The organism is Burkholderia sp. MSMB1826, from assembly GCF_001526325.1.
Classification (GTDB): Bacteria; Pseudomonadota; Gammaproteobacteria; order Burkholderiales; family Burkholderiaceae; genus Burkholderia.
In genome coordinates this window covers 318,220-331,528 of the sequence record NZ_LOYN01000022.1, presented here as the reverse complement: position 1 = coordinate 331,528, position 13,309 = coordinate 318,220, and the positions used below count along the sequence as shown (strand labels likewise).

The window sequence follows — 13,309 nt, the reverse complement described above, 5'->3', positions numbered from 1 at the left end:
GCGGTATGCGCCGTCCGAGCTGAGCGAGAAAACATGTCCACTGCATCCCCTGCCATCGCGCAGGAATCCAAAGTCCGCACCGTCTTCCGGGTCGTCAGCGGCAACTTCCTGGAAATGTACGACTTCATGGTCTACGGGTATTACGCATCGGCCATCGCGAAAACGTACTTTCCGAGCGGCAACGCCTTCGCGTCGCTGATGCTGTCGCTGTCGGTATTCGGCGCGGGCTTCCTGATGCGGCCGGTCGGTGCGATCGTGCTCGGCGCGTATATCGACCATCACGGCCGCCGCAAGGGGCTGATCCTGACGCTCGGGCTGATGGCGATCGGCACGCTCACGGTGGCCGCGATACCGGGATACGCGACGATCGGCGTGCTGGCGCCGGTGCTCGTGCTGTTCGGCCGGTTGTTGCAAGGTTTCTCGGCGGGCGTCGAACTCGGCGGCGTGTCGGTCTACCTGTCGGAGATCGCGACGAAGGGCCACAAGGGGTTCTACACGTCGTGGCAGTCGGGGAGCCAGCAGGTGGCCGTCGTGTTCGCCGCGTTCGTCGGCGTCGTGCTGAACCGCGCGCTGCCGGTCGAGGAAATGACCGCGTGGGGCTGGCGCATTCCGTTCCTCATCGGCTGCCTGATCGTGCCGTTCCTGTTCCTGATCCGCCGTTCGCTGAAGGAGACCGACGAATTTCTTGCAAAGCGTCACCGCCCGACGATGGGCGAGATCATGCGCTCGATGCTCGACAACTGGGGTGTCGTGGTGGCCGGCATGGGGATGGTGATCATGACGACGGTGTCGTTCTACATGATTACCGCCTACACGCCGACCTTCGGCAAGGAAGTGCTGCACCTGTCGTCGCTCGACGCGCTCGTCGTGACCGTCTGCGTCGGGATCTCGAACCTCGTGTGGCTGCCGCTGTCCGGGGCGCTGTCCGACCGCATCGGCCGCCGCCCCGTGCTGATCGCGTTCACCGTGCTGACGCTGCTGTCGGCTTACCCGGCCGTGCTGTGGCTCGTCGGCGATCCGTCGTTCCTGCGGCTGCTCGCGGTCGAGCTGTGGCTGTCGTTCCTGTACGCGTCGTACAACGGGGCGATGGTCGTCGCGCTGACCGAAGTAATGCCGGCCGACGTGCGTACGGCCGGCTTCTCGCTCGCGTACAGCCTGGCAACGACGATCGGCGGCTTCACGCCGGCGATCTCGACGCTGCTGATCCACCAGACGGGCAACAAAGCGGCGCCGGGGCTGTGGTTGAGCGTGGCCGCGATCTGCGGCTTGATCGCGACGCTCGTGCTCTATCGCACCGCCGATGCGCGCAACCAGTACAAGTCGGCCTGACGGCGGCCGGTCCATCGCGTGGCGTCGGCCGCGCATCGCATCGCATCGCATCGAAAAAAGGGAGCGCCATGCGCTCCCTTTCTCGTTGGCGGTCATGCCTCGCGCAGCATGTCGGCCACCGTGGCCGCCACGTCGAGCCATGCGCCCGGCGCAGGCTGGCGGGCGATCCTGGCCTGCGGATACCACGGGCAGTCGTTTCCGGTGAACCAGCGCCAGTCGGGCGCGAACGGCAGCATGACCCACAGCGGCTTGCCGAGCGCGCCCGCGAGGTGCGCAACGGCCGTGTCGATCGTGACGACGCCGTCGAGCCGCTCGATCAGCGCGGCCGTATCGGCAAAGTCGTTCAGCCGGCCGTCGAGGCGATGCACGCGCGGATGCGCGTCGACGCGCACCCGTTCGTCGTCGTCCAGCGCGGGCTGCAGCACGATCCAGTCGATGTCCGGCAGCGCGAGCAACGGCGCGAGTGCGTCGAACGGCATCGAGCGGTTTTCCTGCGCCTGCCGGCGCCCCGACCATGCCAGGCCGAACTTGCGCTTCGACTGCCCGCCGAGCGACCCGCGAAAGCGCCGCCGGGCACCGTCGGGCGCATCGAGATAGCGCGAGCCGACGATGTCTTCCGGCTGAAGCCCGAGCAGGAACGGCAGGCTCATCAGCGTGCAGCCGACGTCCGCGGCAGGCGGCTTCGCGGCGCCTTGCGCGACGAGCGTCACGCGCCAGCGCGACGCGGCCGGCGTCAGTAGCGCGACGAGTTCCGGCTGGACTTCGAGCACGACGCGCGCGCAGCGTGCGCGGGCCAGCGGCACGAAGCGGACGAACTGCAGCGTGTCGCCGAACCCCTGTTCCGCGCGGATCAGCAACGTGCGCGACGCAATCGGCTCGCCCTGCCAGCGCGGCAGCGCGCCGAGCGACGTCGCGCCGGGCGTCTCGTGGCGTGCTTCGTAGGCGGGCAGGCCGCGCGTGAAGTCGCGCAGCGTCAGCAGCGTGACCGCGCGATGCAGCCGCGCGAGCGTGAGATCGGGCGCGACGCGCAGCGCCTGGTCGAACGCGCGCAGCGCCATCTCGTGCGCGCCGAGCGCGTGATGCGCGTTGCCGAGATTCAGCCATGCGAGCCCGAACGACGGATCGAGCCCGACGGCGCGTTCGTAGTAGGGCAGCGCGTCGCGGTGGCGCGCCTGCGCGCAGAGGGCGTTCGCGAGCCCGAACAGCGCGAGCGGAAACGGCGGGTGCAGCGCGAGCGCGGCTTCGAAGGCCGCCGCCGCCTCGGCATGCCGGCCGACCGCGTCGAGCGTGTTGCCGAGATTGAAATGCGCGGCGACGAACCGCGGCTGCGCGGCGATCGCGGCCTGGAAGTGCGCGATCGCCTCGTCGGCGCGCCCCATCGCGCTCAGTGCCATCCCGAGGTTGTTGTGCGCGCCTGCATGCCCGGGCCGGAGCTCGAGCGCGCGACCGAACGCGGCGAGCGCGTCGTCGTGGCGGCCGAGCGCGTTCAGCGCGTTGCCGAGATTGTTGTAGATCGATGCGTCGTCGGGCGTGAGCTGCAGCGCGCGGCCGAAGGCGTCGATCGCATCGTCGTGACGCTGCACCGCCGCATAGGCGTTGCCGAGGTTGTAGTGCGCGAGCGGAAACTCGGGCGCGAGCGTCAGCGCGTTGCGAAAGCGGTCGATCGCTTCGTCGAGCCGGCCGAGCGCTTTCAGCGCGTTGCCGAGATTGAGCTGCAGCGCGGCATCGTCCGGACGCAGCGCGACGGCGCGGCCGACGAGATCGGCGGCCTCGGCGTGCTGGCCCTGCTGGTGCCGCAGCACGCCGAACAGGTGCAGCGCGTCGGCGTCGGCGGGGTTGGAGGCGAGCGCGTTGCGATAGCCGTGCTCGGCCTCGGCGAGGCGACCCGCGCGGTGCGCGGCGTACGCCCGGTCGAATGCGGAATCCATGACGCGAAAACTGGCGGAAAGCGCGTATTTTCCCACACCGCGCGGCGGGGGCGCGTATCGGCCGGTCGGCATATGGCCCCGTGACGCGGAGCGGCGTAGACTTGCAGAGTCGCGTGTCATCGAGGGTCTCATGGCTGACACACTGTCCGATATCCCGCCCGTGCTGATCGTCGGCGCGGGGCCGACCGGCCTTGCCGCGGCGATGAGCCTCGCGCGGGCCCGCGTGCCGGTGCGCATCATCGATCGTCTCGTCGCGCCGGCGCCGTTTTCGCGTGCGATCGGCATCCAGGCGCGCACGCTCGAGCTGCTGGAGCAGCATCGTGCGGTCGAACCGTTTCTCGCGCTCGGCCATCGCGCGCATGCGGCCGAGCTGCATGCCGACGGCCGCGTGATCGCACGGCTCGATTTCGATCCGCTGCAAACGCGCTATCCGTATCTGATGTTGCTCGACCAGAGCATCACCGAGCGGCTGCTCGCCGAACACCTGGCCACGATGGGCGTGACCGTCGAACGCGGGACGACGCTGACCGCGTGCGACGCGGGCGGCACGTCGCTCGACGTGACGCTGCGCCGCGCCGACGGCCGCGACGAGTCGTTCACCCCGTCATACCTGATTGCCGCCGACGGCGCGCACAGCACGGTCAGGCATCTCCTCGGCCTCGGCTTTGCCGGGCATGCGTTCGAGCAGACTTTCCTGCTTGCCGATTTCGCGGCGATACCCGACTGGCCGGACGAGGAGATCCATCTGTTCACGACGCCCGCAGGCATCGCGGGCCTGTTTCCGATGGGAGGCGGCCGTTACCGGCTCGTGGCGGACCGACCGCCCGGCGGCGGTGCGTCGCCCGACGCACCGGCTCCGTCGCTCGCGGAATGCGACGCGATCATCCGCGCGCGCGTCGGCGCGTCGATCTCGCCAAGCGATCTCGCGTGGTCGTCCTATTTCCACCTGCACAGCCGGATGGTCGACCGGCTGCGTCATGGCCGCGTGTTCTTCGCGGGCGACGCCGCGCACGTCCACAGCCCGGCCGGCGCGCAGGGCATGAACACCGGCATCCAGGAGGCGTTCAACCTCGGCTGGAAGCTCGCGCGCGTCCTCGGCGCAGGCGCGCCCGAGCGGTTGCTCGACACGTATCACGCGGAGCGCCATCCGATCGAGCGCGACGTGTTGCGGCAGACCGGTTTCGTCACCCAGGTGGTCGAAGCCGAGCGCGGGGCGATGAAGCTGCTGCGCGATCATGTCGTGCCGCTGCTGGCGTCGTTCGGGCCGATGCGCGACGCGCTCAGGCGCACGGTGAGCGAGCTCGGCGTGCAGTACCGGAAGAGTCCGCTCACGCTCGAGCGGGTGCTCGACGGCGGTCCGCGCGCGGGCGAGCGCGCGCCCGATGCGCTCGTGCACGTGCTGGACGGGCCGCTCGGTCGGGCGCCCGGCACGGCGCGGCTATACGATCTTCACGATCCGGCGAGTTTCACGCTGTTGCTGCTCGAAGAGCCGGTGAATACCGACGCTGGCGAAGTGCCGCCGATCCCGGCCGATGCGCAGGTGCTCGTGCAGGGGCTCGCGCGGATCATGCCGGAAGCGGTGCGTGTGTGGCGCGTCGCCGATGCCGAAGGCGACGGCACGGCGGGGCTCGCGCAGGAATACGGCCGCTCGCGGCCGTCGTTCTATCTGCTGCGGCCCGACGGCTATGTCGCCGCGCGGGGGCGCACGGCGACCGACGCCAACGCGTTGCTGCGCCACTGCGAGAGCTGGTTCGCGGGCCTGTCGGTGTCCGCGTAGCCGGGCGGTCAGGCGGGTGCCGCGGCAGGGACGAGCGACGCGCGATGCGCGGCGACCGCATCGCGCACGATCGGCATCGCGCGTTGCCCGGCTTCGTTCGACGGATCGTCCAGCGCGGCGAGCAACGCGCGTCGCATCCGCGGCTCCCAGAAGCGCCGGATATGCTCGGCGATCCCGGTCAGCGCTTCGTCGCGATCGGGCATCGATTCGAAGAACGCGCCGATCTGGTTGGCCATGTCGATCAGGTGGTCGTTGTCCATTGCGGCCTCACTTGCCCGTCGTCACGGCGGCTGGTGCGGCGGCGCGGCGCTCGAGCAGGTCGAGCTGCTCCGAGTTGAAGCGCGCATACGCGCGCTGCCAGTCGGACGGCTGCGCCACCGGCATCACCTGCACGGCAGTCACCTTGTATTCGGGGCAGTTCGTCGCCCAGTCGGAGCTGTCCGTCGTGATCACGTTCGCGCCCGATTCGGGGAAGTGGAACGTGGTGTACACGACGCCCGGCTGCATGCGCTCCGTCACGAGCGCGCGCAGCACCGTCTGCCCCGCGCGCGATTCGATGCCGACCCAGTCGCCGGTGCGGATCCCGCGATCCTCCGCGTCGTGCGGATGGATCTCGAGGCGATCCTCTTCGTGCCACCGCACGTTTTCGGTCCGGCGCGTCTGCGCGCCGACGTTGTATTGCGACAGGATGCGGCCCGTCGTCAGGATCAGCGGATAGCGCTGCGTGACCTTCTCCGGCGTCGGAATGAACTTGGTGATCACGAACCGGCCCTTGCCGCGCACGAACGTGTCGATGTGCATGGTCGGCGTGCCTTCCGGCGCGTGTTCGTTGCACGGCCACTGGATGCTGCCGAGCGCGTCGAGCTTGTCGTACGACACGCCCGAGAAGGTCGGCGTGAGCCGTGCGATCTCGTCCATGATTTCCGACGGATGCGTGTAGTGCATGTCGTAGCCGAGCGCCTGCGACAGCAGCAGCGTGACTTCCCAGTCCGCGTAGCCCGCGAGCGGCGGCATCACCTTGCGCACGCGCGAGATCCGGCGTTCCGCGTTCGTGAACGTGCCGTCCTTCTCGAGGAACGTCGAGCCCGGCAGCAGCACGTGCGCGTATTTCGCGGTTTCGTTCAGGAAGATGTCCTGCACGACGATGCATTCCATCGCCGACAGCGCGGCCGCGACATGCTGCGTGTTCGGGTCCGACTGGACGATGTCCTCGCCCTGGCAGTAAAGCCCCTTGAAGCTGCCGTCGAGTGCCGCATCGAACATGTTCGGGATGCGCAATCCGGGCTCCGGCTGCAGCGTGGCTGCCCACGCCTGCTCGAACTGCGTGCGCACGACTGCGTCGCCGATGTGGCGGTAGCCGGGCAGTTCGTGCGGGAACGAGCCCATGTCGCACGAACCCTGCACGTTGTTCTGGCCGCGCAGCGGATTGACGCCGACGCCTTCGCGGCCGACGTTGCCGGTCGCCATCGCGAGGTTCGCGATGCCCATCACCGTCGTCGAGCCCTGCGCGTGTTCGGTCACGCCCAGCCCGTAATAGATCGCGGCGTTGCCGCCCGTTGCGTACAGGCGCGCGGCCGCGCGTACCAGCTCGGCCGGCACGCCCGTCACGTCCGCTGTCGCCTCGGGCGAATTGTCGGCCTGCGCGACGAAGTCGCGCCATTGCTCGAACGCGCGCGTCTCGCAGCGCTCGGCGACGAACGCGTCGGCCACCAGCCCTTCGGTGACGATCACGTGCGCCAGTGCATTGACGATCGCGACGTTGGTGCCCGGACGCAACTGCAGGTGATGCGTGGCCTTCACGTGCGGGCCGTCGACCACGTCGATGCGGCGCGGGTCGATCACGATCAGCTTCGCGCCTTCGCGCACGCGCCGCTTCAGCCGCGAGCCGAACACCGGGTGGCCGTCGGTCGGGTTCGCGCCCATCACGACGATCACATCGGCCTGGCCGACCGATGCGAACGTCTGCGTGCCGGCCGATTCGCCGAGCGTCGCCTTGAGGCCATAGCCGGTCGGCGAGTGGCACACGCGTGCGCAGGTATCGACGTTGTTGTTGCCGAATGCGGCGCGCACGAGCTTCTGCACGAGATAGGTTTCCTCGTTCGTGCAGCGCGACGACGTGATGCCGCCGATCGAATCGCGGCCGTACTTCTGCTGCAGCTTGCGGAATTGCGTCGCCGCGTAGGTGAGGGCTTCGTCCCAGCTCACTTCGCGCCACGGGTCGGTGATCTTCTCGCGGATCATCGGCTTCGTGATGCGGTCCTTGTGCGTCGCATAGCCCCACGCGAAGCGTCCCTTCACGCATGCGTGGCCTTCGTTCGCGAGACCGTTCTTGTGCGGCGTCATGCGCACGACCTGCGTGCCTTTCATCTCGGCCTTGAACGAGCAGCCGACGCCGCAGTACGCGCAGGTCGTGATCACCGAGTGCTCGGCCTGCCCGAGCTGCACGACGGATTTTTCCTGCAGCGTGGCCGTCGGGCAGGCTGCCACGCACGCGCCGCACGACACGCATTCCGACGCCATGAACGATTCGCTTTCGCCCGCGGCGACGCGCGATTCGAAGCCGCGCGCGGCGATCGTCAGCGCGAACGTGCCCTGCGTTTCCTCGCACGCGCGCACGCAGCGATTGCAGACGATGCATTTCGACGGGTCATACGTGAAGTACGGGTTCGATTCGTCCTTCGTGTCCTTCAGGTGATTCGCGCCGTCGAAGCCGTAGCGCACTTCGCGCAGGCCGACCACGCCCGCCATGTCCTGCAGCTCGCAGTCGCCGTTGGCCGGGCAGGTGAGGCAGTCGAGCGGGTGGTCGGAAATGTACAGCTCCATCACGTTGCGGCGCAGCGACTGCAGCCGGTCCGATTGCGTGCGCACCTTCATGCCGGCTTCGGCGGGCGTCGTGCACGACGCCGGATAGCCGCGCCGGCCCTCGATCTCGACGAGGCACAGCCGGCATGAGCCGAACGGCTCGAGCGAATCGGTCGCGCAGAGCTTCGGGACGTTGATGCCGGCTTCGATCGCCGCGCGCATCACCGACGTGCCGGCCGGCACCGTGACCGGCTGGCCATCGATTTCGAGCGTGACGTCGGTGTCGGCATGCCGTTGCGGCGTGCCGTAGTCGGTATCGTCCAACGGATCGCGGGCGCGCGCCTGTGCGGCGCTCTTGCACGCGCATTGGCCCGAGCCGCAGCCGCCTTGGCGGACGTTGTTCGTGTCGAGGGACATGCAGGGCTCCTTCTGGGTCAGGCCGCAGCCTTGACCGGGCCCGACGCGGCATCCTTGCCGGCAGCGAGCCCGAAATCTTCGGGGAAATGGTCGAGCGCGGACAGCACCGGGTACGGCGTCATGCCGCCCATCGCGCACAGCGAGCCGGCGAGCATCGTGTCGCACAGGTCGCGCAACAGCGTGACCTGCCGCTCCGACGTATCGCCGTCGCGAATCCGCGCGATCGTCTCGACGCCGCGCGTCGAGCCGATCCGGCACGGCGTGCACTTGCCGCACGATTCGATCGCGCAGAACTTCATCGCGTATTCGGCCAGTTCGGCGAGATTCGACGTGTCGTCGTGCAGCACGATGCCGCCGTGGCCGACCACCGCGCCGATCGCCGTGTACGCCTCGTAGTCGAGCGGCACGTCCCACTGGTGGTCGGGCAAGTAGGTGCCGAGCGGGCCGCCGACCTGTGCGGCGCGTGCCGGCCGGCCGCTGGCCGTGCCGCCGCCGAAGTCGAACAGCAGTTCGCGCAGCGTGACGCCGAAGGCGAGCTCGACGAGGCCGCCGTGACGGATGTTGCCTGCCAGCTGGAACGGCAGCGTGCCGCGCGAGCGGCCCATCCCGTAGTCGCGATAGAACGCGGCGCCGCGCGCGAAGATCACCGGCGCCGACGCAAGCGTGATCACGTTGTTGATCACGGTCGGCTGGCCGAACAGGCCCGCGAGCGCGGGCAGCGGCGGCTTCGCGCGCACGACGCCGCGCTTGCCCTCGAGCGATTCGAGCAGCGCCGTTTCCTCGCCGCATACGTACGAGCCCGCGCCTTTCGCGACGTGCAGCTCGAACGCGTGCGCGGAGCCGAGCACGTGTTCGCCGAGCCAGCCGGCTTCGCGCGCGCGGACGATCGCGGCTTCGAGCGTGGCGATCGCGTGCGGGTATTCGCTGCGCACGTAGATGTAGCCGACCGTCGCGCCGGTGGCGATGCCCGCGATGATCATCCCTTCGATCAGGCAGTACGGATCGCATTCCATCAGCAGGCGGTCGGAGAACGTGCCCGAATCGCCTTCGTCCGCGTTGCAGACGATGTATTTCTGCGTGGCGCGTGCTTGCCGCACGGTCCGCCACTTGATGCCGGCCGGGAACGCCGCGCCGCCGCGGCCGCGCAGCCCCGACTCGATCAGCGTGTCGCATGCGGCGTCGCCGCCGAGCGCCAGTGCGTTCTTCAGGCCGGCGAGGCCGTCGTGTTGCAGGTAATCGTCGATCGACAGCGGATCGGTCAGGCCGATGCGCGCGAACGTGAGCCGCTGCTGGCGCGCCAGATAGGGCAGCGCGTCGACGAGGCCGACACTGCTCGGATGCGTGCCGCCGTCGAGCCAGTCGGCGTCGAACAGGGCCGGCACGTCGGCGGACGACAGGTTCGCATAGCCGACGCGGCCCGCGGCCGTCCCGACTTCGACGAGCGGTTCGAGCCACAGCAGCCCGCGCGAACCGTTGCGGATCACCTCGATCGCGACGCCGCGCCGTTCGGCTTCGGCCACGATCGCGGCGGCGAGCGCGTCGGCGCCGAGTGCCAGCGCGGACGAATCGCGCGGAACGTAGATGCGGGTCGTCATGCGGCCTCCGGCGTGCGGGCGACCGCGTCGGCCAGCAGCGCGTCGAACTTCTCCGGCGTGACCTTTGCGTGGAGCACCCCGTTGATCGTCATCGACGGCGATTGCGCGCACAGCCCGAGGCAGTAGACCGATTCGAGCGCGACGTCGTCACGCGTGTGCGCTGCGGCGGCATCGCCGTGCGCGGCATCGAACCGGCAGCCGGTGCGGGCTTCCGCATGGGCGGCGAGCGTTTCGCAGCCCATGCTGCGGCACGCTTCGGCGCGGCACATCTGGATCGTCACGCGGGCGGGCGGCGTGGTGCGGAAGTGGTGGTAGTAGGTCAGGACGCCGTGTACTTCCGCGCGCGACAGGTTCAGCGCCTTGGCGAGCGGCGCGACGCAGCCCGGCGGCACGTAGCCCGCGTCGTCCTGGATCGCGTGCAGGATCGCGACGAGCGAACGGCCGGCGCGCGCATGGCGCTCGACGAGCGCGTCGGGCGCAGGGGAATTCGGGGACATCGTTATGCTCCTCCAAAGTCTCATATGCGCTCGCAATTCATATATAGCGCAGCGGGACTTCGTTCTGATTGATTTTGACCAACGATAAGCGGAAGATTTCGCGGTCGCAATAGGAAATCGGAGTGCATAATTGATTCGGATCGAATGCGACGCGTATCTGACCGTACGCGACACGGAAGGCCGTTCGGCCAGTCTGTCCGACGTCGCGCCGTTGCTGGAGCTCGTGGCCGATACGGGCAGCATCGCGCAGGCCGCGCAAGCCAAGGGGCTGTCGTACCGGCACGCGTGGGGCATGCTGCGCGCGCTGGAATCGTGCATCGGCGGGGAATTGATCGAAACCGCGCGCGGCAAGGGTTCGACGTTGTCGGTGCTCGGGCAGGCGGTCGTCGATGCGCAGCGTCTGGCGCGCAGCCGCCTCGACGGGAACCTGCGCACGCTGGCGGCCGAGGTGGCCAGCGACCTGAACCGGCGGCTCGCGCAGCGCGACGGCGCCGTGCGCATTCATGCTTCGCACGGTTACGCGGTCGCGACGCTCGTTTCCGCGCTCGTCGAGGCGCAGGCGGCCGTCGACATCAAATATCGCGAAAGCGTCGAGGCCGTGCAGGCGCTCGCGCGCGGCGAATGCGATCTCGCGGGCTTCCATTTGCCGCGCGGCGCGTTTCGCGCGCAGTGCGCGCAAATCTACCGGCCCTGGCTCGACGACACGCGCCACGTGCTGATCCATCTGACGCGCCGACAGCAAGGACTATTCGTCCCGCGCGGCAACCCGAAGCAGGTGCGCGGGCTCGCGGATCTGGCACGCGACGACATCCGCTTCGTCAACCGCCAGCCGGGATCGGGCACGCGCATGTTGCTGGATCTCGCGTTGCGCGCGATCGGCATCGATCCGGAGCGCATCGACGGCTATGCGTCGGCCGAACTCACGCATTCTGCGATCGCGGCGTTCGTCGCGAGCGGAATGGCCGATCTCGGGTTCGGCGTCGAGCCGGCCGCCCGTCATTTCGGGCTCGACTTCATCCCGGTCGTCGACGAGGACTATTACTTCGCATGCGAACGCGCACGGCTCGATGGGCGGCCGCTCGCCGATGTGCTGGCACTGCTGCGTGACGCACGCTTCGTCGAGCGCGTCGCGCATCTGGACGGCTACGATCCGGCCGCGTGCGGCGCGCTGGAGCGCATCGCGACCGGGCTGGCCGGCCGCGACGACGCGAGCGGCCCGGACGGCAATGCCCGGTAACGAAGACGCGATCGAGCCGCGCTGCAGCAGTGGGGGAATTGCGCTACGCTTGCCGCTTGATCAACGTTCCAACAAGCACGCCGTTCAGGCGTCATCCCGCCATGAAATTTTCCGTTCCCCTTGCCGCGGCAGCGTTGACCGCGGGGCTGCTGGTCGTCGCTTCGCCGTTTGCGTTCGCGCAGAATTCCCCGGGGGTGCCCGGCGGCATCCTGAGCGATCAGTTCCGCCTGAACGAGCATCCGCAGATGCCGTTCGCCGCGTCGGCGCCGTCGCAGAAATACCAGACCGGCAAGAAGTCGGCATTGCGCCGCAAGGGTGACCTGGGCGACCCGAACGGCTGCAACCTGAAGTGCCCGATGGATACCCGGTAACGAGCAGCCGGCGTGTCTGCGCCCGAGCGGGCGCGCCTGTCTTCTGTGCAGCAGTTCGCTCGACCGACAGACGGCGGCAGAGGTTCCGCCCGATTCCGCTCTTCCATTCGAGCCCCGCGAAGCCTGCCGCTTCGCGGGGCTCGCGCTTTTGCGGTCCTTCATGCAATGCGGGGCGGACGAAATGGCCATTCGCCCGCATTGCGGTCGCGACGGGAGTCTAGGGTTAACCCGTAAATCAGGAAGGATGTCTTCCTGAAACCTGCCTTATTCTTAAGCATCCACCTACATAAACTTCGGTTTGTCGGCGCTGATCAGGTGTTCACCGCCGAATCAGACAAATCTGGAGGTAGGTCATCATGAAGTCGCTCGTTCAAGCCGTTGTCGTTGCTGCTGCTCTCGTTGCCCCGGTCGTTTCGTTCGCCCAGTCGGGTTCGACGATCACCCGAGCGCAGGTGCGCGCCGAACTGGTTCAACTCCAGCAGGCTGGTTACAACTCAGCCCGCGGCGAAGATCCGCACTATCCGGAAGCGATCCAGGCCGCCACGGCCCGTATCGCGGAGCAGCAGCGCAGTGCGCTCGCACAAGCTCGGGGCGCCGACGCCAGCGGCTACGGTGCGCAGGCACAGGGCGCATCGGCGTCGGGTTCGCGCGCAATGGGTGTGCGCCCGGCCAGCGCGGAAGAAATGAAGTCGCTGTATCGCGGCAGCTAAGCCGTGTATCGCCCGGTAGGGGTGGTTACGGGCGGGTACCGGCGCGGCGTCGCGCCCGACGCCGGATCATCGGGCCGGTCATCGCCCGGCGCAGCCGATGATGGGGCACGCGCGGCAGAACATCCGTCACCTCCTGCCGCCGGACATCGGCGGCATTCCGCCCGGCCCATCGGGGGCTGGGCGCTTTTTCGGAAGGTGTCGGACGTGCGTTTCGCCGGCAACAAAACACCCCGCAGACTTGCGTCATGCGGGGTTCGTGCGACGAGCGCGGAATTTGGTGGAGGCGGCGGGAATCGAACCCGCGTCCAGAAGCGCTCCACGACTAGTTCTACATGTTTAGTCCAGTCTTTTGATTTAACCGTAGCGACGCGGACGAACACGCTGCACTACGGCGATTCGCTAGGTTTTCGACCCTGGCGTCGCGACGCCGACAGGGCTTAACTGACGTAAATGACCTCTGGCGGTATTGCTACCGGTCTTGCGACACTAGCCCGTCAGTGAACTAGGCAGAGGACGGCGGCCCTTAGGCTGCCAGTGCGAACGTATCGTCGTTTGCAGTTACGATTTTCCCATTGATTAACGAGGTGACGGGTCCTCGACATGCCCTAGCCGCTTCACAACCCCTGTCGAAACCAGGTCGCCCCCG

The 13,309-nt window shown here is 68.4% G+C and carries 10 protein-coding genes and 1 other RNA gene; 5 read left to right on the top strand and 6 right to left on the bottom strand.

Translation table 11 applies throughout. The features are described from left to right. The first annotated feature begins 33 nt into the window (after window positions 1–33). Window positions 34–1,329 (top strand): MFS transporter, encoded by a 1,296-nt coding sequence (locus WS95_RS13770; protein WP_034206702.1) that lies wholly within the window; start codon window positions 34–36, stop codon window positions 1,327–1,329. 92 nt (window positions 1,330–1,421) lie between these two features. On the opposite strand, the gene WS95_RS13765 is transcribed toward WS95_RS13770, so the two are convergent. Beyond that, on the bottom strand, window positions 1,422–3,257 hold the full coding sequence (locus tag WS95_RS13765; protein WP_441294159.1) for a tetratricopeptide repeat protein: 1,836 nt from the start codon (window positions 3,255–3,257) through the stop codon (window positions 1,422–1,424). 130 nt (window positions 3,258–3,387) lie between these two features. On the opposite strand from WS95_RS13765, the gene WS95_RS13760 reads away from it, so the two are divergent. Next, complete coding sequence (locus WS95_RS13760) at window positions 3,388–5,034, top strand: FAD-dependent monooxygenase (RefSeq protein ID WP_059824256.1); 1,647 nt, start codon at window positions 3,388–3,390, stop codon at window positions 5,032–5,034. 8 nt (window positions 5,035–5,042) lie between these two features. Here the strand turns inward: WS95_RS13760 and WS95_RS13755 are convergent, their stop codons facing one another. From WS95_RS13755 to WS95_RS13740, 4 genes are read right to left on the bottom strand one after another with little or no spacing between them, the layout of a single operon-like run. After that, window positions 5,043–5,294: a formate dehydrogenase subunit delta gene (locus WS95_RS13755; protein WP_034206705.1), complete on the bottom strand. Its 252-nt coding sequence runs from the start codon at window positions 5,292–5,294 to the stop codon at window positions 5,043–5,045. Window positions 5,295–5,301: 7 nt separating this feature from the next. Further along, window positions 5,302–8,253 (bottom strand): formate dehydrogenase subunit alpha, encoded by a 2,952-nt coding sequence (gene fdhF / locus WS95_RS13750; protein ID WP_059824254.1) that lies wholly within the window; start codon window positions 8,251–8,253, stop codon window positions 5,302–5,304. Between the two features lie 17 nt (window positions 8,254–8,270). Further along, window positions 8,271–9,848 carry a formate dehydrogenase beta subunit gene (locus tag WS95_RS13745; RefSeq protein WP_059824252.1) on the bottom strand — a complete coding sequence of 526 codons (1,578 nt, stop codon included), beginning with the start codon at window positions 9,846–9,848 and terminating at the stop codon, window positions 8,271–8,273. Then, complete coding sequence (locus WS95_RS13740; RefSeq protein ID WP_034206708.1) at window positions 9,845–10,345, bottom strand: NAD(P)H-dependent oxidoreductase subunit E; 501 nt, start codon at window positions 10,343–10,345, stop codon at window positions 9,845–9,847. Before WS95_RS13740 ends, WS95_RS13745 begins: the two co-directional genes overlap by 4 nt. Before the next feature lie 130 nt (window positions 10,346–10,475). Between WS95_RS13740 and WS95_RS13735 the strand changes: the two genes are divergently transcribed. The 3 genes from WS95_RS13735 to WS95_RS13725 all read left to right on the top strand — a co-directional run bounded on the left by WS95_RS13735 (window position 10,476) and on the right by WS95_RS13725 (window position 12,663). Beyond that, window positions 10,476–11,582: a substrate-binding domain-containing protein gene (locus WS95_RS13735; protein ID WP_059824250.1), complete on the top strand. Its 1,107-nt coding sequence runs from the start codon at window positions 10,476–10,478 to the stop codon at window positions 11,580–11,582. Window positions 11,583–11,683: 101 nt separating this feature from the next. Beyond that, window positions 11,684–11,953 carry a hypothetical protein gene (locus WS95_RS13730; protein WP_034206710.1) on the top strand — a complete coding sequence of 90 codons (270 nt, stop codon included), beginning with the start codon at window positions 11,684–11,686 and terminating at the stop codon, window positions 11,951–11,953. 356 nt (window positions 11,954–12,309) lie between these two features. Then, window positions 12,310–12,663, top strand: a complete 354-nt coding sequence (locus tag WS95_RS13725) for a DUF4148 domain-containing protein (RefSeq protein WP_059824248.1) — start codon at window positions 12,310–12,312, stop codon at window positions 12,661–12,663. A gap of 275 nt (window positions 12,664–12,938) precedes the next feature. Here the strand turns inward: WS95_RS13725 and ssrA are convergent. Further along, window positions 12,939–13,308: a transfer-messenger RNA gene (gene ssrA / locus WS95_RS13720) on the bottom strand. Between the last annotated feature and the right edge of the window lies 1 nt (window position 13,309).